The organism is Asanoa ferruginea, from assembly GCF_003387075.1.
Lineage (GTDB): Bacteria > Actinomycetota > Actinomycetes > Mycobacteriales > Micromonosporaceae > Asanoa > Asanoa ferruginea.
In genome coordinates this window covers 7818057-7838158 of record NZ_QUMQ01000001.1, presented here as the reverse complement: position 1 = coordinate 7838158, position 20102 = coordinate 7818057, and the positions used below count along the sequence as shown (strand labels likewise).

The 20102-nt window shown below is 71.7% G+C and carries 14 protein-coding genes and 2 pseudogenes; 6 read left to right on the top strand and 10 right to left on the bottom strand.

The genetic code is table 11. The features are described from left to right. Positions 1–3: 3 nt before the first annotated feature. Together DFJ67_RS36560 and DFJ67_RS36555 are read left to right on the top strand one after the other, a co-directional pair. A complete protein-coding gene (locus tag DFJ67_RS36560) occupies positions 4–1392 on the top strand; it encodes an FAD-dependent oxidoreductase (protein WP_116073453.1) in 1389 nt (462 codons plus the stop codon). A 5-nt stretch (positions 1393–1397) separates the two neighbouring features. Continuing rightward, positions 1398–2456: an NAD-dependent epimerase/dehydratase family protein gene (locus DFJ67_RS36555; protein ID WP_116073452.1), complete on the top strand. Its 1059-nt coding sequence runs from the start codon at positions 1398–1400 to the stop codon at positions 2454–2456. On the opposite strand, the gene DFJ67_RS36550 is transcribed toward DFJ67_RS36555, so the two are convergent. After that, positions 2380–4398, bottom strand: a complete 2019-nt coding sequence (locus tag DFJ67_RS36550) for an ATP-binding protein (protein WP_116073450.1) — start codon at positions 4396–4398, stop codon at positions 2380–2382. The genes DFJ67_RS36555 and DFJ67_RS36550 overlap by 77 nt on opposite strands. Before the next feature lie 112 nt (positions 4399–4510). On the opposite strand from DFJ67_RS36550, the gene gntF reads away from it, so the two are divergent. Further along, positions 4511–5752, top strand: a complete 1242-nt coding sequence (gene gntF / locus DFJ67_RS36545) for a guanitoxin biosynthesis pre-guanitoxin forming N-methyltransferase GntF (RefSeq protein ID WP_116073448.1) — start codon at positions 4511–4513, stop codon at positions 5750–5752. A 117-nt stretch (positions 5753–5869) separates the two neighbouring features. On the opposite strand, the gene DFJ67_RS36540 is transcribed toward gntF, so the two are convergent. Beyond that, positions 5870–7045 carry a VOC family protein gene (locus tag DFJ67_RS36540; protein WP_116073446.1) on the bottom strand — a complete coding sequence of 392 codons (1176 nt, stop codon included), beginning with the start codon at positions 7043–7045 and terminating at the stop codon, positions 5870–5872. Between the two features lie 318 nt (positions 7046–7363). Between DFJ67_RS36540 and DFJ67_RS36535 the strand changes: the two are divergent. After that, positions 7364–8572 (top strand): annotated as a pseudogene (locus tag DFJ67_RS36535) (LCP family protein); the annotation flags it as partial. A 5-nt stretch (positions 8573–8577) separates the two neighbouring features. Here DFJ67_RS36535 and DFJ67_RS36530 read toward each other — a convergent pair. The 7 genes and pseudogenes from DFJ67_RS36530 to DFJ67_RS36505 form a co-directional block, all read right to left on the bottom strand. Then, positions 8578–9147 (bottom strand): dihydrofolate reductase family protein, encoded by a 570-nt coding sequence (locus tag DFJ67_RS36530; RefSeq protein ID WP_116073442.1) that lies wholly within the window; start codon positions 9145–9147, stop codon positions 8578–8580. A 2-nt stretch (positions 9148–9149) separates the two neighbouring features. Further along, on the bottom strand, positions 9150–9362 hold the full coding sequence (locus DFJ67_RS44200; RefSeq protein ID WP_239097458.1) for a hypothetical protein: 213 nt from the start codon (positions 9360–9362) through the stop codon (positions 9150–9152). Between the two features lie 67 nt (positions 9363–9429). Further along, positions 9430–9600 (bottom strand): annotated as a pseudogene (locus tag DFJ67_RS44195) (hypothetical protein); the annotation flags it as partial. A 67-nt stretch (positions 9601–9667) separates the two neighbouring features. Beyond that, on the bottom strand, positions 9668–11947 hold the full coding sequence (locus tag DFJ67_RS44190) for a family 20 glycosylhydrolase (protein ID WP_244940452.1): 2280 nt from the start codon (positions 11945–11947) through the stop codon (positions 9668–9670). A gap of 179 nt (positions 11948–12126) precedes the next feature. Next, positions 12127–14607, bottom strand: a complete 2481-nt coding sequence (locus DFJ67_RS36515; RefSeq protein WP_116073438.1) for an NACHT N-terminal helical domain 7-containing protein — start codon at positions 14605–14607, stop codon at positions 12127–12129. 71 nt (positions 14608–14678) lie between these two features. After that, entirely contained in the window at positions 14679–16070 is a 1392-nt protein-coding gene (locus tag DFJ67_RS36510; protein ID WP_116073436.1) for a hypothetical protein, read from the bottom strand. A gap of 2 nt (positions 16071–16072) precedes the next feature. After that, positions 16073–16435 (bottom strand): hypothetical protein, encoded by a 363-nt coding sequence (locus DFJ67_RS36505; protein WP_116073434.1) that lies wholly within the window; start codon positions 16433–16435, stop codon positions 16073–16075. A 135-nt stretch (positions 16436–16570) separates the two neighbouring features. Between DFJ67_RS36505 and DFJ67_RS36500 the strand changes: the two genes are divergently transcribed. Beyond that, positions 16571–18529, top strand: coding sequence for a sensor histidine kinase (locus tag DFJ67_RS36500; RefSeq protein WP_116073432.1), 1959 nt, complete (start codon positions 16571–16573; stop codon positions 18527–18529). After that, positions 18517–19167 carry a response regulator gene (locus DFJ67_RS36495; protein ID WP_116073430.1) on the top strand — a complete coding sequence of 217 codons (651 nt, stop codon included), beginning with the start codon at positions 18517–18519 and terminating at the stop codon, positions 19165–19167. The genes DFJ67_RS36500 and DFJ67_RS36495 overlap by 13 nt, the downstream gene beginning before the upstream one ends. On the opposite strand, the gene DFJ67_RS36490 is transcribed toward DFJ67_RS36495, so the two are convergent. Continuing rightward, complete coding sequence (locus DFJ67_RS36490) at positions 19144–20001, bottom strand: ATP-grasp domain-containing protein (RefSeq protein ID WP_116073428.1); 858 nt, start codon at positions 19999–20001, stop codon at positions 19144–19146. The two genes, DFJ67_RS36495 and DFJ67_RS36490, sit on opposite strands and share 24 nt — an antisense overlap. Between the last annotated feature and the right edge of the window lie 101 nt (positions 20002–20102).

The window sequence follows — 20102 nt, the reverse complement described above, 5'->3', positions numbered from 1 at the left end:
CCGTTGTCAAGGATTCTCGTACTCGGCGCCGGCCTGTGCGGCCTGACGACCGCGATGCTGCTGGCCCGCGACGGCCATGAGGTCACCGTGCTGGAACGCGACCCGGCCGAACCGCCGGCGCCCGCGGACGCCTGGCAGGCGTGGCACCGGCCCGGCGTCAACCAGTTCCGCCTGCCCCACCTGATGGCGGCGCGCTGGCGGGTCGAGATGGAAGCCGAGTTACCCGAGGTCATCGGCGCGCTCGAGGCCGCCGGTGGGCTGCGGATCAACCTGCTCGGGCTGCTCCCCGCGGAGCGGCGGGGGGAGTGGCGTGACGGAGACGAGCGGTTCGAGACCGTCACCGCCCGCCGGCCGGTTCTGGAAGCGGTGCTCGCGGCCGTCGCCGCCGGCACGTCGCGGGTGACCATCCGCCGCGGCTTCACGGTCAGTGGCCTGCTCACTGAGGGGTCCCGAGTCACCGGTGTGCTCGCCGAAGGTGGTCACACCCTGCGCGCCGATCTGGTGGTCGACTGCGGCGGGCGCCGTTCGGCGCTCGGGTCCTGGCTGATCGCCGCCGGCGCGCGGCGGCCGGTCGAGGAGCGGGCCGACTGCGGGTTCGTCTACTACGGCCGGCACTTCCAGGGCCGGTTGCCCGAGGGGCAGGGGAACGTCCTTCAGCGCTACGAGTCGGCGTCGATCCTGACCCTGCCCGGCGACAACGGCACGTGGAGCGTCGCGCTGATCACCAGCGGCCGCGACAAGGCGCTGCGCGGGCTGCGCGATCCGGCCCGCTGGGATGCCGCGCTGGCCGGCTATCCGCTGGCGGCGCCCTGGTGCGACGGGGAGCCCGCTGAGGGGGTCGACGTGATCGCCGGCATCGAGGACCGCCACCGGGGTTTCGTCGTCGACGGTGAGCCGGTCGCCACCGGGGTCGTCGCGGTCGGTGACGCGTGGGCCTGCACGAACCCGTCGCTCGGGCGGGGCGCCACGATCGGGCTGCTCCACGCGATCGGGTTGCGCGACGTGCTGCACGACACCGACCCCGAGGACCACGACAAAGTGGTACGCCGGTTCCACGACTGGACCAGCGCCGCCGTCGAGCCGTTGTATCGAGGCACCCTTTGGTATGACCGGCACCGGCTGGCCGAACTCGACGCCGACGCCGCCGGGGTGCACTACCGGCCCGACGACCCGCGGTGGGCGTTCAGCCTCGCGACCTTCGCGGCCAGCCTGGTCGACCCCGACGTCGCCCGTGAATACCAGGCGCTGACCACGATGCTGGCCACGCCCGACGACCTCGTCAGCCAACCGGGACTGCCGGAGAAGATCATGCGGCTCGGCGCGTCCGCCCCCGCTTACCCGCTGCCCGGTCCCGGCCGGCGGGAACTGCTCGCGGCGATCGAGGGGAGCTGACCAGCATGCGGGTACTCGTCACCGGCGGCACCGGGTTCGTCGGGTCACACACCGTCGCCGCCCTGCTCGCCGCCGGGCACGAGGTGCGGCTCCTCGTACGGTCGCCGGCGCGGATCGCCCCGGCGCTGCGGCCGCTCGGCGTCACCGGAGCCGTCGACCATGTGGTCGGCGACGTCACCGACCCGGACGCGGTGCGGCGGGCGCTGGTCGGCTGCACCGCGGTCGTGCACGCCGCCGCCGTCTATGACCTCGACGCCCGCGCCCATCGGGCGATCGAGCGGACCAACGAGGCCGGCGCCGCCACCGTGCTGCGCGCCGCCGTCGCGCTCGGATGCGATCCGGTCGTACACGTCTCCAGCTTCGTCGCGCTGATGCGGCCGGGCGCCGCCTGCACGCCGGACTCCGCGTTGTCGGTGACGCCCGGCGCGTACGCCCGATCGAAGGTCGCTTCTGAAGCCGTGGCCCGCGACCTGCAAACCGAGGGCGCTCCGGTGGTGATCGTGCATCCGGGTGGCGTGCTCGGCCCGCACGACCCGCACAGCGGCGACCAGGCCCGCCGGCTGCGCAACATCCTGCGCGGCTACTACCCGGTGTGGCCGGGCGGCGGCTCGCATGTGGTCGACGTGCGCGAGGTCGCTGCCGTGCACGCGGCCGTGCTCGCGCCCGGCCGCGGTCCACGCCGCTACGTCGTGCCGGGTCACCACGTCGACGGCCATGCGATGTTCGCCGCCCTGCGTGCGGTGACCGGGCGCCGGCTGCCCAACCGCGTGCTGCCAGCGAGCATGATCCTGCCGATGGCCCGGGCCGTCTCCGGCGTGCAGCGGTTCGTCCCGTTCCACCTGCCGATCGAGTACGAAGGCGTGCTGATCTGCTCCTACGACAGCCGGTTCGACGACTCGCGGGCCCGCACGGAGCTGTCGGTCGAGCCGCGGCCGCTCACCGAGACCTACGCCGACACGGTGCGCTGGCTGTATGCGACCGGTCAGGTCAGTGCGCGTCAGGCCGGTGCGGTGGCGCGGGCAGACGTACGTCGCCGATCTCCACGGTCCACAGTAGATCGGTGAGCTGCTCGAGGGCCCGGGCCAGGTAGCGGCGGTAGGTGCTCAACGGCAGGTCGAGCACCTGGGCGGCGGCTTCCTGGGTCGGGGCCGGGCGCAGGTAGGTGCGGTGCAGGACGGCCCGGAGCTGGTCGCCCTTGGGCTGGTCGGCGAGGGCCGCGACGGCCGCTTCGATCGACGCGCGCAACCGCTCTGGAGTGGGGCCCGTGGCGGTGGACGCGAGCGCCGAACCGATGAGCGGGCTCGCGCCGAGTTGGTCGGGGCGGTGCAGCACGGGCAGCAGCGCTTTGACGGCCGCGGCGAAGCGGGTGCGGTCGAGCGGCGGTGGGCGGAGCAGCGCGGCCGGCGGCGGACCGTTTTCGCCGGAGTGCCCGCGCTCGCGCATCAGGTCGAGCCAGGTGTCGACCGGAAGGCGGCGCCAGTCGATGCCGAACGCGACGTGTCGCCGGCCGTCGACCTCGACGTCGACCAGCGGGGCGAAGGCCACGTGGTCGAACCGGGGTGCCCAGAACTCGGGATCGACGGTGATGCCGAACGACCACGCCAGCGGGCGGGTCAGCCACTCGATCACGCTGGACACCGGTGCGGCGAGCGCGGCGTAGGGGTCGCGCTGATAATCGCGGGCGCCGCCGACCAGCCGGACGATGTTGACCAGCTCGCCGGGGCGGGTCGGCCCGTGCTTCGCGACATGGTCCAGGACCGCGCGGACAACGGGATCGCGCTCCTCCAATGTGGAGCCGCTGGGGCAGAACACGTGATGGGCGAAGCCGGCGACGCCGTCGGGTGTGCGTACGACATAAAGGTGTTCGGGTTGCTCGTCGAGCCAGGCCCGCGCGAGCTCGGCGTTGCCCTCGAAGCGCTCGACGATCCGGCAGACCTCGTCGTGGTCTTCGGCCCGGGCCGGCACGACCGCCGCGGAGCCGTAGGCGCGCAGGGCCGTGAACGCGCTCGCGAACGGACTGTTGCGCTGGAGGAAGAGCAACCCCTGGGCGTGCCGTTGCCGGTCGGGGCCGGTGGTGGCGCGCAGCCCGGTCACCGTGTGTGCGTGGATCTCCCGGCGATGCGCGTGGTAGCGCTCGGGCATCCGCCGCTCGAACTCGGCGTCGAGCACGTCGCGGGCCAGGTCGTGGGCGAACAGCCCGCGCGGCCCACGGGTGACGAACGGCCGGCCCGCCAGCCATCGCCAGACCTCGGGAGCGTCGGCGCCGACCATCCGCGCGAGCAGGTCTTCGGTGGTCAGCCAGGCGATCGCGCAGGTCGCGAGCCCGGTCAGGTGCGCGTCGCCGGGAACGTCGCGCAGAAACGACTCGAGCAACACGGAGATCAGGTCAGGCGCGTCGGCGAGCGCGTCGGGCACCTTGCCGGTCGCGGCCAGATCGGCCAGCAACGCGATGGTCAGCGGATGCCCCTGCCCGAGCCGCACAAGGTGGGTGCGAACCGCGGGCTCGACGCCGGCATGCGCGAGCAGCGCCGCACTCTCGGCTTCGCCAAAATGATCAAGATGGTGGACGGCGACAAGGTGGCGCCAGCCGGCATCGGCCCGCCACGGCGCGCTGGGCCGATCGCGCCCCGCCAACACGACGACGGTCTCGGCGCGCAGGTTGGGCACGAACTCCTCGCGGAGCCAGTCGTCGATCGGCCGCAGCTCCTCGTAGCCGTCGATGAGGAGCACCGTCGCATTGAGGTTGACGGCGGTGGTCAGCCCTTCCGGTGACGGATCGACCTCGCGCCCGTCGACCTGCACCACGACGTGGCCGGCGGCGCGCGCCCGGGCCCGGAACTCGGCGAGCAACGTGGTCTTGCCGATGCCGCCCTGCCCGTGCACGAACAGCACCCGGCGCGCGGTGCGCCCGGCGAGGGCGTCGTCGAAGGAGGCGACCTCGTCGCGCCGCCCGACGAATCGCTCACGCCGCGCGCTGTCGAGCAGCTCGCCAAGGCTCGTCGCCACGGGTCCACTCTGCGCTGCCGAGCGGCCTTTGGACAGGGATTAACAACTATCTGACGTGGTGGGTGAGCGGGCGCCCGGCCGATCCTGCCCCATATCGCTTGGAGGATGACCGATGTCGCTGCTGGGAACCTGGACCGTCAGTCTCGCGGCCACCGCGGCGTCGGCTTACGCCCTCGACGCGGTCGCGGCCGCGGCGGGTGCGTCGCTGGTGGCCGTCGGGCTGCTCGACGGTGTGGCGCAGGAATGGGTGATGGTGTTCCTGGTCGCGAGCTACGCGATCTGGGCGGTCGGGCTGCGCACCAACCTGCGCGCCAACGGTGCGTTGCTCGCCGCGACAGGCACGAGCACGAACGTCCTGTCGAAGGCGGCTTTCGACGTGACCCGGCGGCGAGCGCGGCGTGGTTCGACGGCCCGGTTGGCGGCGGCCGTCGCGTACGCCGGCACGGAGGTCGCCAAGGAGACCCCCTACTACCTGGCCGCGTTCGGCGCCGCGGCGGCGACCGACGCGATCACCTCGACCGACGCGCTGGTGTTCCTGGCCGGGGCGAACCTGGCCGCCGCCGGCTATGAATACGGCCTCGGGCGTCTGACGGGCGCCTTCCTCCGCCACCGGTACGCGTCGTTCGAGACCGACTGGGTGCCGCAGCGGTATCTCGCCGACTATTACGCCGCCATTGAACCGGACGAGATCGCGACGATCGCGTTCCTCGTCTCGTCGCTGCGCTCCGCCCCGCGCGACGAGCCGGTCCTGTTCTTCGGAGTCGGGCCGACGATGCACCACGTGTTCGCGGCGGCGGAGATCGCTTCCGAGATCCACCTGGGCGACTATCTGCCGGCCAACCTGGCCGAGATCCAGCGCTGGATTTCCCGCGCGCCGGGCGCGCACGATTGGCGGCCGTTCGTCTACTACACGTTGCAGTGCGAGGGGGTCGCGCGGCCGACCGACGACGAGGTGGCCCACCGGGAAGACCTCGCCCGCAGGAAGATCACGCAGTTGCTCCAGGTCGACGCCATGCACGCCCGGCCGATCGATCGGTTGTATTCGACGGTGATCAGCCCCTATTGCGCGGACTCCGCGACGGACAACCTCGTCACCTGGCGGCGGCTGATGCGCAACATCACCGGCCTGGTCGGTCCGGGCGGCCTGTTCATCACCGCGGCGCTGCACCGCTGTAGCGGTTACACGGTGGGTGGCCGCCGCTTCCCCAGCGCGAACGTCGACGAGTCAGACTTCGAAGCGGCCCTGCGGCGCGATTTCGACGCGTCGATCGAGGTGTGCGCGACCGGCCAGGACGCCACTCACGGGTACGGCTCGGTCGTGCTCTGCCAGGCGCGCCGCCACGCGGTCACCTGACGCCCGCTCGCACGCGGCTGACCATCACGTCCCGCACCGAAGGGCGAGGAAGGCCAGTTGCTGCTCGGCAACCGCGCCTTCCCGGCGGCGTTCCGCGGCCCGGTCTGCCCCGCCGCATCATGGCCTACTGACGATCACCATCTCGTTGCCTTCGGGGTCGGCGACCCGCCAGCGATCCTGCGACTCGTCAAGGAGTCGGCCCCCGGCCGCGATGGTCGCGGCGAGGCGCGTCCGCGCGAGGTCCGACGGCACCGCGAGCTCGAAGTGGATGCGGTTGCGCTGCCGGCGCCGCTCTGTCTCCTCAGTGTCGAGCTCTTGGAACACCAGCACCGGGTTGAGCCGCCGCGGATCGTGGATGTCGCTGACCCCGTCTCGCCGGTCGGGGAGGTATCCGAGTGCGGCGACCCAGAACGCCCGCACCGCGGCGACGTCAGCGGCGTCGAGGAAGAGCTGAGCGAAGCGCGGTAGCCCGGGATCCGCCGTCGCCCCGAGTTGGCGGGCAGCGGTCTGGAGCTTCCCGGCGAGGTCGGTGAAGTCGACGTCCAGGCCATGGGCGTCGTCCTCCCACTGGTCCTTGCCACTGTCGACGATCACGAGCCCGGGGCGCAGGTCGATCAACAACGGGAAGCCGGCGTCGTCGGCCAGCGTCGCCGCCTCGGCGACCAGGTCACGCTGCTGCGCCGGCGAGCTCACGCGGTAGCACGCCATCGCGCTGAACACCACCTGCCAGTCGGCTGTCCCGTTCCTCTCGTCGAGCGCAGCGCCTGGCACCAGGTCGACCTCGTTGCCGTCGGGGTCGGCGTGCCGGACCCCGTATGGCCCCGATCCCTCACCCAGACTCGCCTGCTCGACGGCCGCGGCCGGCCGCACCACGTCGAGGTGGATGCGGTTCCGCAACGGCCGTGACTCGGTCGAGTGCCGGATCCGGATCGCGGGATCGCGCCGCAGCGGATCGGCCAGACCGCCGTCGTTCCCGGGCGCGTAGTCGAGCACGCGCTGCCAGAATTGCCTGACCACAGCCGGGTTCGCGGACTCGAATACGACGCTTAACCGCTGCAGCACATCAGGGTTCGCGGCCAGCCCTAGATCCCGCGCGGCCGCCGACACCGCCTCGGCGTGCTCGGCTGAGTCGAGGCGCACCCGGATGCCTGTCGCGCGCAGGTCGACCACGGTGTCGGCCGACAGCTCGACGATGCGCCCGGCCAGCGCGGCCCCCTCGATCAGCGAAGGCGCGTCGAACCATGCCGTCGCAACGCCATCGACGACCCGCCAATCCGCACCGATCTCTGTCATGCCCGGCACTGTAGAGCCCATTCCGGCCGTTCGCCCGCCCGCGGCGAGGTAGCGACCCTCAATCCCCGCCACCCGGCGGAACGTTCACGTCAACGCGCGGCTTCCGCCGTCGGGCGGCGGCCGTGCGGGAGATCCAGGGAAAGGACTGCTGTCAGACCGCGAAGGCGGCATGTCGGGCGGGCACGCCGCCCGACAACGCACGGGGCGGTTGCGCCCTCAGGTTCGTCGACGATGACGGCGTCGGGTCCTACCGCGTGACTTACACCGCGACGTCGTCGCTGCAGTAGCCGTTTCCCGCTTTCCGCAGGCCCGGGTTCGATGTCAGCCGGCGCCAAGGTTCGACACAATTCAGCATCTATTCGGCAGGCCGATGCCTGGCTGCGTCAGGGTTTTCCACCTGATGATGCGAATATTCCGGACAAACAACCCCTTCTCGGGCGTGCTTGGGGCCGTGGCGTCCCAGGTGACCGTCCGCTAGCGCCAAGGTGCCGCACAGGATCGACACCTAGCGTCGATGTCGCACGGTGTCCGCGGTGGTCGCCGGCTGACGGATGGGCTGAGCTGGTGCGGCGGAGATCACGACGGATTTTGATCGGCGTGTTGGCGACGCTGCTGGTGCTGGGCGCTGGCGGGGGTGTCGCGGCCTGGGCCTACGGGCGGTCGCTCAACGGCCACCTGTCCCGGACCGACGCTTTCGCCGGGGTGCCCGAATCCAGCCGCCCGACGCCGGTCGTGCAGGGCGCGATGAACGTGTTGCTGCTCGGCAGCGACTCGCGCGACCCGGACAAGACCACCGACTCGCGTACAGACACGATCATGGTGTTGCACGTCGACGCCGATCACAAGAAGGCCGAGGTCATCTCGATTCCGCGGGATACCTGGGTCTTTGTGCCGACCTCGCCCGACGGCCAGCACGGCAACACCATGGCGAAGATCAACGCGGCCTACGCCTGGGGCGGCACGCCGCTCACGGTGCAGACCGTGGAGACCTTCACCGGCGTGCACATCGACCACGTGGCGCTGATCGACTTCGCCGGGTTCGCGCAGGTGGTGGACGCCCTCGGTGGTGTCGATCTGAAGATCGAGAAGACCATCAAGTCGATCCACCCGCCCTACCGCACGTTCAAGAAGGGCACCCAGCACCTGACCGGTGCCGAGGCGCTCGACTATGTGCGGCAGCGCTACCAGTTCGCCGACGGTGACTTCAGCCGCGAGCGCCACCAGCGGGAGTTCCTGCAAGCCCTGCTGGACAAGGCCGCGAGCGCCGGCACGCTGGCCAACCCGGTGAAGCTCAATGGCTTCCTCCAGGCGGCCACCCGCTCGCTCACCGTCGACAAGGACTTCGACGTGGTCGACACGGCGCTCCAGCTGCGCGACCTGCGCAGCGCCGACCTGACCTTCATGGGCACCCCGACCTCAGGCACCGGCACCCGCGACGGCCAGAGCGTCGTGCTCTCCGACAGCACCAAGGCCAAAGCCCTCTTCCAGGCGGTCGCCGACGACACCATGCAGCAGTATCTGACCGCCAAGTCCTAAGGCCGGTGCCGCCGGTAGTGCAGCTCGAGGATCCCGTTGCTCTTGCCCATGCTCGAGACCAGGTCGAGCCGGTAGGACTTGGGGTCTGCGTCGAACAGTCGGGTGCCCACGCCGGTGACGTAGGGATACATGCTCAGGCGCCACTCGTCGATCAGGTCGAGCCGCATCAGCGAACGCCACAGGCGGACGCCGCCCCAGACCACGATGTGGCCGTCGCCGCCCTGCCTCAGCTTGCCGATCTCCGCCGTCGTGTCGCCGGAGACAACCGTGGTGTTGGCCCACGCGGGGGTCGGCAGAGTCTCGGAGAAGACGACCTTGTGCCCGGCGTTGAGGATCCTGGCCCACGGGTCGTCGCGGCCCGGGAGGTTGGCGGCCATGCCCTCGTAGGCCGTGCGGCCCATGACGTGCGCGGACGCGTTCTGGAGAAGGTCGATCGTCTCCTCGTCGTCGTCGGGACCACCCTGCTCGTCGAGCAGTTCGAAGCAGAACTTCCAGAAGTCGGTGCCCTCGTCGGCGATCAGGCCGTCGAGCGAGTAGTTGAACACCAACGCGACCAGGTTGCGCATGCTCAGGGCTCCTTCGTGGCGATCAGATAGGCCGCCTGCCGCCCCGGCTCAGCGGCCGACGGCTCGTGGACGGTGGTCAGCAGGACATGGAACCCGGCGTCGGTCAGCAGCGCGGCGACGGTTTCCGGGCGACGGCGGTGGAACTCGGCCAGCACGCCGGGCAGCGCCGGATCGGGGATGTGGATCGTCGAGAACCAGGCGTTGAGGTCGGCCAAGCTGCGGGAGGCAGCGAAAGCCCCGGGCCTGCGCGACCATGCCGGGCGAGAGGTCGACCCCGAACGCGTCCAGACCCGCGCCACGCAGGAACGCCGTCACGTGCCCCGGCCCGCATCCGACATCGGCTATCGGCCCGTGGGCCACCAGCGAGGCGAACCAGCAGGCTCCGCTTGACCACCGGCTCGCCGGGCAGGTCGTCGACGAACAGCGCGGAATAGCCCGCCGCCACGGTGTCATAGGAGGAACGGGTCGAGTCGTCCTGCATGGAGGAGAAGCTATCGCCACCCTCCGACAGAAAGCCGGATCAGGTCGCGTACGCCTCGAACTCGTAGATCCGCGCCGCCTGATCAGCGGTGCTCGTCGGCGCCAACACGTTCAGTCGCAGATAGCGCGCCCCGACCGGCCCGAACGTGCTGGTCGTGACGTTGGCCGTGTTGCCGCGCACCTGCGCGACCGTCGACCAGGTGACCCCGTCGGTGCTGGCCAACAGGTCGAAGTCGCGTGTGTTCAATGACGCGCTCTCGCCGCCCGCCCCCGCGTGCCGAACGACAACCCGGCCCACCGAAGCGTTGGCCCCGAGATCCACCCGCCACCACTTGGTGGCACCAACGGAGCACCATTTATCGGCGTTACCGCCGCTGGTCGTACCGTTGACGGCTTTCTCCGGTCCTTCGTTGGCGGCGCATTGGCTGTCAGCGGTGGCCGGCTTGTTGAGGGCGAGGTTGACAGCGGCAGTCCCGGTCAAGGCGAAGGAGTCGATATCGAACAACCCGCTCCCAGCGCCGGTGAACACCAGGAACAGCGCCCCCGACCCCGCGGAGGTAAGGCTGCCGCTCACGTCGATGTAGTTGGCGTAGCCGCCCGTGTTGGGCACCGCGACCGACCCCAACAAAGGCCCGGTGGAAGAGCCCGACCGCACCTGGATCGTGCCGCCCGTCCCACCAGAGGAGACCCGAGCGGTGAAGCCGGTCCGGCCCGCCACGCTTACACCGGAGAACCCGATCCAGTCTCCATTGTCGATGTAACCAACCCGGTTGCCCCCGTGCGCAGCGGCATCCGCGACGATCTGCACCCCGGACTGCGACGTGAACGACTCGGCCTCGACCCGGTCGGACGAGGGAGCGGTGGCCCACGGCACCTGGGCCGACCGGTAGAAGTTGATCCCTTGAACGGTCCATCGTGGACCGAGCGAACCCAACCGCACCTTGAACGTGTCCCAGTTGCGCGAGGCCTGCGGCGACCAGGCCAGCTCGGCGATCGCCGGCAGCCGGGGGAAGGCCATGAACTCGATGTCGGCGAGCCGGGTCAGCGTCTCGGCCCACAATGGAGCTTCAACACCCAGGATCGCACTCGAGGGTACGCCGGGAAGCAGCGTCGCCGGGTCCCAGTTGTAGGCCGTCTGCACCTCGATCAGCCCCGCCCAGCTCAGCCCGAGCGGCGTCTGGTTGTTGTATTTCATGTCGAGGTAGGTCTTGTTGGCCGGCGACAGCAGCACCTTGTCGCCCTTGCTCACGGCGGCGCTCAGGTCGGCGTCGGAAGTGGTCGTGCCCCAGAACTGCGCGACCCGGCCCGCTGTGTGGTCGGCCTGCCCGAGCTGGTGCCAGCCCATCACGGTCTTGCCGGCGGCGGCGACGAACGGCTGCACCCGGTTCATGAACGTCCGGTAGTCGGCGTCCGAGGTGCTGTGCGCCTCGTCGCCGCCGATGTGCAGGTAGGGCCCGGGCGTCAGCGCGGCGAGTTCGGTGAGCACCTGCCGCACGAACGTGTAGGTGACCTCCTTGCCCACGCAGAACGAGCTGAACCCCACGTCGGTGCCGGTGTAGAGCGGGGGAGCGACGCCGTCGCAGTTGAGCTCGGCGTAGGACGCGAGCGCCGCGTTGGCGTGCCCCGGCATGTCGATCTCCGGCACGATGGTGACCTGGCGGGCCGCGGCGTAGGCGACCAGGTCGCTGTATTGCGCCTTGGTGTAGTAGCCACCGGCGCCACCGCCGACCTGGGTGCTGCCGCCGACGGTGGCCAGCCGCGGCCAGGCGTCGATGACGATCCGCCAGCCCTGGTCGTCGGAGAGGTGCAGGTGCAACGTATTGATCTTGTATTGGCTGATCTCGTCGATATACCGCTTCACGATGTCGACGCCGAAGAAATGCCGGGACACGTCGAGCATCGCGCCGCGATAGGCATACCGTGGCCGGTCGATGATCCTGCCCCCGCTGACCACCCACGGTCCAGGCTGGACGGTGCGAGCTTCGACCGCGGCCGGCAGCAGTTGCCGCAACGTCTGCACGCCGTAGAACAGCCCGGCGGTGGTCTGCGCCCGGATGGTGACCAGCGTCGCGGTCACGTCGAGTTGGTAGCCCTCAGTGCCGACGCTTGAGTCGGCACCGGTGAGCAGCAACGCGATGCCACTGGTGGGCGTGCCGCTCGCGGTGGTCACCGGCAGCGCATAGCCGGTCGACGGCCGCAGAATCCCGGCCAGGTAGCTGCCGATGCCGGTGGCCGCGGCCGCGGTCTGGATCGTGGCGCCGGCCGGCAGCGTGTAGGTGACACCGGCGGCGGTCTGCACGGACGCGGGCACGGGCACCACGCTCTGTAGGCTCACCGCAGCCGCGCTGGCAGGGGAGCCGACGAGGCCGGCCCCGGCGACGACGGCGACTGCGGCAAGGGACAGAGCCTCACGGGCGCGACGATACACGGCAGCCTCCAGCGAAACGGTTAAGTTTCCTGTCAGTTCGACGGAAGGCTATGTCTCGCGCGCGCTGGGTGTCAAGAACGGGCTGGTGGCCGCAGCCGGCGGGCGCGCTCGAGGTCTTCGTGGATGCCCAGCACGTCGAGCAACGCCGACAGGTCGGAAGACGGCAGGGCGGCCCGCCACAGGCCGACCAGCATCGGCCACCATTCGGTGACGTCACTCCCGGAAGGACAGAACCGCGCCACGGGTACGGGAGTCTCGCCCGCCACCGCCAGCCGGATGATCACCAGGTTGGCGGTGTAGACGGCGACGCGCTGCACGTTGGGCCGCTTCGACGGGTCGTAGTCGGCGAACCGCCCCTTGTCCCATCTCGACAGCGCGCCGCGCACCAGGCTCTCCGACACCGCGGCGACCGCGCCCGCGTCGGAGGCCAGGTCGCGGGCGAAGGAGAACGTCAGCGCACCCGCGGCCGCGATCAGCCGGTGCGACAGCAGCGCGAAGAGCAGGTCGTCGTCGGCGGCCCGCACCGCGCCGAGCTGCTCGACTGTGTGGTGGGCGACCAGGTAGTCGCGGAAGGTCGTGTGCAGGAACTCGTAGCTGCGGCCGCCGGCCCGCGCGTCGGCTTCCGCGGTGTGGATGAAGAAGAACCGGCCCACGAGCCGGGTGGCCGCCTGCGCGCCGTTGGACACCGCCGGAGCGGACCGGCCGGGCAGCGCGCGCAGGTCGTCGGCCAGGTCCTTCTCGTGCAGGTTGGTCTGCGACCGGTTGAGCATGCCGAAGGCGACCAGGCCCAACTTCCAGATCTCCGTGGTACGCCGGTCGTGCGGCGAGAGCTGGCCGGCCTCGGCATCCGGCCGGGCCAGCTCGCGCCGGACGAAGTCGTCGAGCAGCAGCTTGTAGAGCGAGGCCGAGGTGCCGTCGGGCGGGATGTCGCGCTCGGAGGCGATGATCGCGAGCAGCGTGAGCAGCAGCGGTTGGCGCGCGAGGTCTCCGTACCGCAGCAGGGTCAGGGCATTGATCGGGAAGATCTCACCGCGGCCGACGGCCGCCCGGTTGGCCTCGTTCCACCGCTCCACCCAGGTGGTCACCCGCGCGGTGTCGAAGTCTTCCAGCTTCACCACGAGGCACCCGGCCGGAATCGTGGCGACGTCGGCGACGACCGTGCGCGAGGTGACCACCGCGGCGACCGGGCCGCCCATCGCGGCCTCGGCCCGCTGGAACTCCATGACATCGGCCAGGTAGCGCGACTCGGTCGCACCGGTCGCCTGCATCAGCTCGTCGAGGCCGTCGATGAGCAGCACCCGTGTGCGGTCCTGGCTCGCCTCGGCCAGCGCCTGCCAGGTGACCTTGCCGTGCGCGGTGTCGGCGAGCACACCCGCGATCTGCTCGTAGACGCTGGCCGACGGGTCGCGGACGTCGCGCAGCGACACCCGGATGGTGGTGAACGCCTCGCTGGCTGACAGCCGCGCCGCGGTCACCTTGGTGAACAGGCTCTTGCCGCTGCCCGGGTGGCCGAGCACCACCAGCGGCTGCTCGGCGCTCAAGGGTGAGGCCAGGTGCGCGGCGAGGAAGCCGGACAGGTCGGTCTCCAGCGGGCGTCCCCGCCACCAGGCCTCGTCGGCCGGTTGCGAGCCGCGGTCGACGACCGCCCACCGGAACGCGGGTTCGAGGTAGCCCCGCCCGACGGTGGGCGATCGGACCGCGGTCAGGTCGCCGATCTCGCTCAGGTCGGTCATCGGTGTATCCAGCACCGCCGTGTTCAACCCGTCGATCGCCGAGCTCGCGACGGTCGCGTCCGCCCGCGCCAGCGAGGCGACGAGCTTCTCCAGCCGGGCCAGCGAGTCGTGCGTCGCCTGGTGCTCCTCGACGAGCGTGAGCAGCGCCAGCTCGGGTATCTCGGCCGCCAGCTTGAGGTATTCGGCCCGGTAGCGGTCGACCGCCCGCGCTGTGACGCCCTGCCACGACCGGCGGCGGTCGACGAAGCCGAACCGGTCGGTCCAGGCCGCGAGCCCCTCGAAGAACGCGAACGTGCGTTGCGCCAGCCGCGCGAGGTAGGGCCGGACCTGCTCCTCGATGTTGCGATCCAGGCCGCGCCCCGCCCACGGCAACCCGACCTCGTCGGTCACCAGGTGGCTGACCGCCTCCGCGTAGAGCGTCGCACCATCGGTGCCGACGACCAGCCGGCGCTGCTCCTGCTCGGTGAGCGCCAGCTCCTCGAACACCGGGCCGAGCTCCTCGCGGAGCACCGCGAAGAAGGACGCCGCCACCAGTGCGGTGTGGGTGGCCGACAGGAGCCGCTGCCGGCGTACGCCGGTCGCTTTGGCGAGCCCCGTCCGGCCGCCGTTGACCAGGTCGTCGAGCCGCGCGACCAGCTCGTTCTTCTGGTCGATCCAGCCCCATGCGGCCAACACCCACGGGTGACCGGTCGCCACCCCGATCGGCCCCGCGGCGACCAGGCTGATGCCGAGCAGCGCGTCGACCGCCTTGAGGGCGGCCGACGACGTGCCCAGCAATGCCGCACGCGCGCCTTCGAACGTGTAGGGCGACGCGCTCATGACCACGAACCCTAACCGCCGGGCCGCCGATCGTCAGCAGCCGTTCGTCAGCCCGGCGGGGGACGGACGGGTCAACGCCGCACTGGCGGCAGGTCGAATTCGTCGTTGGGCGTGTGGATCAGCCGCCACGCCGCCCAGGCGATGCCGACCGTGGTGAGGCCCCAGCCGATCAGGTCGAGCCAGCGCACACCGGTCAGCACCGAGGTCAGGTGGATCGGCTGGGACACGATCAGCCCGATCGCCAGCCAGGTCGGCGCGATCCGGGCCCGCCACAGCGCGACTCCGATCAGGATCGTGCCGAGCAGGTGGCCGGCCACGAAGACCAGGCCGAGCGCGTCGCTCTGCGGGCTCGTCGCGAGTCCGGAGTGGAGCTGGAACGCCACCTCGCGGTCCACCTCCGGGTGCGTCCCGGTGATGTAGGCCAGCGCGTCACTGTAGGGACCGCCGGCGAACAGTGCCAGGTAGCCCGGCACGGCGAGGAACAGGCCGATCGTGGTGAGCAGTGGCGTCCGCCGCCGGGTATGCCAGGCCACCGCGAGGACGCCGGCGCAGCCGGTCAGCGCGACGACGCCGCCGATCGCGAGCGCGGCCTGCTCGAACGTGGTGGCCGCGACGAGCTTGTCGAAGATCTCGCGCGGCGCGTCGCTGTCCCGGTAGGGGAGTTGGAAGCGGAACACGGTCACGAACAGCGCCAGTGGCACGGCGGCAAGGGCGAGCAGCCACCGCCAGGTCGTACGCGCGTCGCGCCCACCCGATGCCGCCGAGGTGTCGCCGGGCGGCAGGTCGAAGTCGTCGTCCCGGGTGCGGAGCAGGGCGGCCGACGCACCGGCATACCCGATCGCCGTGAGAGCCCAGGAAGCCGCGGCGCCGGTGTTGCCGCCGGGCATCAGCAGGTGCGCCGGCCCGGACAGCCCGAGCAGGAGCGCGACCCAGCCGGGTGTCACCCGGGCTCGCCAGAGCGCGAAGCCGAGCAGGACGAAGCCGACCGTCTGACCGAGCAGGAAGATCAGGAACTGAACGCCGATCGCGGGGTTGGCCTGCACCAGGTCGTCGATCACCGAGACCTTGGTCGGGTCCAGCCCGGCCTGTGCGGCGACGACCGCGACCCGGTCGTTGCTGGCCAGGCTGGCCGAGAACGCGAGCAGCAGCAGGATGCCGGCGGCGAGCGTCAGTTTCGGCGCCGCCCGGCGGGCGGTCCACAGCACGGCCGCGGTCGCCGGCACCACGGTGATGGCGAAGAACAGCGACAGCCAGAGGCTGGTCTGGGCCCGGCCGGGCGCGTCGGCGGCGCCGGCGATCGCCCGGACCAGGTTGGCGCCCACCGGCCAGGGCACGACGAGCATCTCGAGTGCCAGCGCGATGATCGGCAGGGGAGCGAGGATCGCGAGCGTCCAGCGCCAGAAGCGGCGCAGGTCGCGGGTCTGGACAGCGGCGGTCGGGGTCGGAGCGAGGGTGGTGGCCACGGCTACGCCACCCCCGCGCGAACGGTCGGCCGCAGGGCCGGCGCCAGCAGCGCGACCGTGATCAGCGTGACCGCCACACCGACGGCGGCGAAACCGACGGCACCGTCGGGAACGTCGTCGACGAAGAACGCGGGCACGGCGGTCAGGGCCGACAACAGCCGGGTGACGACCACGGTGACGATGCCGGCGCGGCTGCCCCGCCAACCGAGCACGACGCCGACCAGCGTGATGACGCCGAGCAGCGATCCTGCGATCAGCACGGCCAGCGGGGGTCCGTCGACGCCGCCGACGATGCTGATCACGTCGCCGAGGCCGAGCAGGCCGGCCAGCACGAGGCCGGTGGTGGTCATCGCGGTTCGCTTCATGGCTCCTCCAAAGGTCCGGTGGTGTGCCATCAGCGTCGGCCGCCGGGCCGGGTCGGCGGATCGGCACTGCCACGGGACCCGAACTCCGTACTGGCACGGGTACGCACCGGACGCCGCGCGCCCTACCGTGAACGCATGGCCCTGCTGGCGTACCTCCTCGCCGTGGTCGTCGCCGTCCTTTGCGTGCTGGGTGCCGCGCTGGTCGGGCAGGCGCCCGACATGGCCGGCTACTTCGGCACCGGCGCGGTGCTCGGCCTGTTCTCGGTCACCCTCGGCGTGCTCGTCGCCCGCCGCCGGCCGCACAACGTGGTCGCGCCGCTGCTCGTGCTCGTCGGTGCGTCACCCGTCTGGGTGGCGTTCGGCGACCTCTACACGAAGGTGGTCGAGGCCCGCCCCGGATCGCTGCCGGTCTGGGACTGGTACGTCGGGTTCTCGCCCGGCACCTGGATGGCGCTCTACGTCCCGGCCGCGCTGCTGATGCTGTTCTTCCCCGACGGGCGGCTGCTCGGGCCGCGCTGGCGCTGGGTCGCGATCGGGCTGATCGCGGTGCCGCTCGCGTTCACGGCGGGTGCGGCGGGCGACCCGGCGGCCTACCCGGCGCCGTTCACCGACGTGCCCCACCCGTACACCCTGCCGGGTTGGGCCATGTTCCCGGTTCTGGCCCTGCTGCCCGCGTTCCTCGGTCTGCTGGTCGCGTCGGTGGTCGCGATGATCGTGCGCTACCGGCGGGCGACCGACCCGGTCCGCCAGGCCCAGGTCAAGTGGTTCGCGCTGGGCGCGCTGTTCCTGCCCGCGACGCTGCTGCTGTGCTGGGCCTCCTACCTGTTCACCGACCGGCCCGACCTGGTGTTGATCGGGCTCGCCGCCACCTACGTCGCGCTGCCCGCCGCGACCGCGATCGCGCTGCTGCGGCACGACCTTTACGACGTCGACAAGGCGATGAGCGCGGCCGCGACCTACGGTCTGGTCACCGCCGTCCTGCTCGCCTTCTACACCGTGGCCGCGTTCCTGGTCGGCCTCGGCGCCGGCCGCACGTCGCCGGTGGCCGCCGCGGCCGCGACCGCCGTGTGTGCCGCGGTGCTGGCCCCGCTGCGGGTGCGGCTGCAACGCCGGGTGGACCGCCGGCTCTACCCGGCCCGCCGGGCGGCGCTGGCCGCGATCGAGGTGCTCGGCGACCGCACCCACGCGGGCGAGGCCTCGCCGGAACAGCTCGAAGACGTGCTCCGCGCGGCGTTGCGCGATCCCAGCCTGCGGGTCGGCTACCTGGTGCCGGGCGAGTCCGGGCTGGTCTCGGCGGCCGGCGTCCCGCTGTCGGCCGGCGGCTCGCTGCGGGTGCCGGTGCGGGCCGGCGGCCACGAGATCGGCGCGCTGCTGCGCGGCACGGTGGGCAGCCGCGAACTGCTCCGCGAACTGGCCGGCGCCGCCGCGCTGTTGGTCGAGCTCGTCGCGGTGCGGATCGAGCTGCGCCAGGCACTGTCCGATGTGGAATCGTCGCGGACCCGGCTGCTGCAGGCCGGCTACGCGGAACGGCGGCGGCTCGAACGCGACCTGCACGACGGCGCCCAGCAGCGGCTGGTCTCCCTGGGCATGTCGCTGCGGCTCGCGCAACGGCACCTCGACGACGGCACGGTCGACGTCAACGGCCTGCTCGACGAGTCGGTGGCGTCGCTGGGGTTGGCGGTGGCCGAGCTGCGCCAGATCGCCAACGGCCTGCGACCCTCCAGTCTGGACGACGGCCTCGGCCCGGCGCTGTCGTCGCTGGCCAGCAAGGTGCCCATCCCGGTGGCGCTCGACGTGTGCGCCGACCCGGTGCCCGACGACGTGGCGACGACCGCGTTCTTCGTGGCCAGCGAGGCGCTGACCAACGCGGTCAAACACGCGTCGCCGGGCGCGATCGGCCTGCGGGTGGCCCGGCTCGACGACCGGCTGACGGTGCGGGTCAGCGACGACGGCGCCGGCGGCGCGGTGGTGCGGCCCGGTGCCGGGCTGGCCGGCCTGGCCGACCGGGTGGCCGCGGCCGGCGGGCTGCTCTCCCTCACCTCGCCGAGCGGCCGGGGCACCGTCGTCGAGGTGGTGCTGCCGTGCGCGTCGTGATCGGTGAAGACTCGGCGCTGTTCCGCGAGGGGCTCGCCCGGCTGCTCGCCGACGCCGGCCACGAGATCGTGGCCAAGGTCGGCGACGCGCCGTCGTTGGTGGCCGCCGTGACCGCCCACGATCCCGACCTGGCGGTCATCGACGTGCGGATGCCGCCCGACCTGACCGACGACGGCGCCCGGGCGGCCCGACAGATCCGGGCCACCCATCCGGCGCTGGGCATCCTGCTGCTGTCGCAGCACGTCGAGGCCCGCCACTCGGTCGAGCTGGTCGCGTCCGGCGGCTTCGGTTATCTGCTCAAGGACCGGGTGTTCGACGTCGACGACTTCCTCGACGCGCTGCGCCGGGTGGCGACCGGTGGGTCGGCGCTCGACCCGGAGGTGGTCGCGCGGCTGCTCGGCCCGCGCCGGGCCGACGACCCGCTGTCGGCGCTGACCAGCCGCGAGCGCGAAGTGCTGGCGCTGATGGCCGAGGGCCGCACCAACGTGGGCATCGCCCGCCGGCTGTGGCTCACCGACCGCACGGTCGAAACCCACGTCGGCTCGATCCTCGGCAAGCTGGGCCTGGCCAACAGCGACGAAGACCACCGCCGGGTCCTCGCGGTGCTGATGTATCTAGGCCGCGGCGCCACGGCCTAGGACCGCGTCGATCATTGCCCAGGGTTCGATGGTGGCCGGCCGGTCGCTGACCTGCCCGTCACCCAGCTCGATGACCCGCCACACGCCGTCGGCGCGGAGGGCGAGGTCGACCGTCACGAACGGCAGCCCCAGCCCGGCGACGAGCGGCGCGACCGTGGCCAGGTCGAGGTCGGGCGGCGCCGCGTCGTCCGGGGTGTCCGGGTGCGAGCCGACCAGCACGCACACGCCGTCGACCCACCACGTGCGCACCTCGGCCGAGGTGAAGGACTCGAAGCGACGCAGCACGAAGCCACCGGCGAAGTCGTCGCCGCGCAGCTCCAGGAACCGGCTCGCGACCTTCCACGCGGAGGCCGCGTCGCCGAGGTCGGGAATGAACGCGGCCTCGGCCCAATAGTGCTTCATCGACTTGGTGTAGTCGCGCAGCACCGCCGGCCCCGCCCCGAGCTCGGTCCGCACACGGTCGAAGTCCACCCGGTCCGGGCCCTCGGTCCACACTGACCGTGGAGTGACGGCGGCGAGTGCGCCAAACCAACCGGGCAGCTCGTGTGCGCGCCGGAATTCGGAAGGACTGGTCCGCAGGATCACGCCCCGGTCGGCGAGCAGGTCGGCGAACACGGCGTACCGGTCGGCGGACAGCATCCAGCCGCGGTAGACCGCAACGCCGCCGGCGGTCACCGCCGTGACCGCTCGGCTGGCGTCGCCGCTACCGGCCAGGGCGTCGTGGTCGACCACCGCCACCTCGAACCCGGCCGCGCCAGCGGCCGCGGCCTCCGCGGCGAAATGGTCGTCGGGGCGGCGCGGCCGCAGCGGGTCGGCGGGAACCAGCAGGATCACCCGCCCATCCTCTCCGAGACGCGGCGCGGTTCATAAACAGTTTTGACGTTACGAAACGTCGAACGCTGTTAATGGGGCTCGCTCTTGGCGTTGACCGGCTT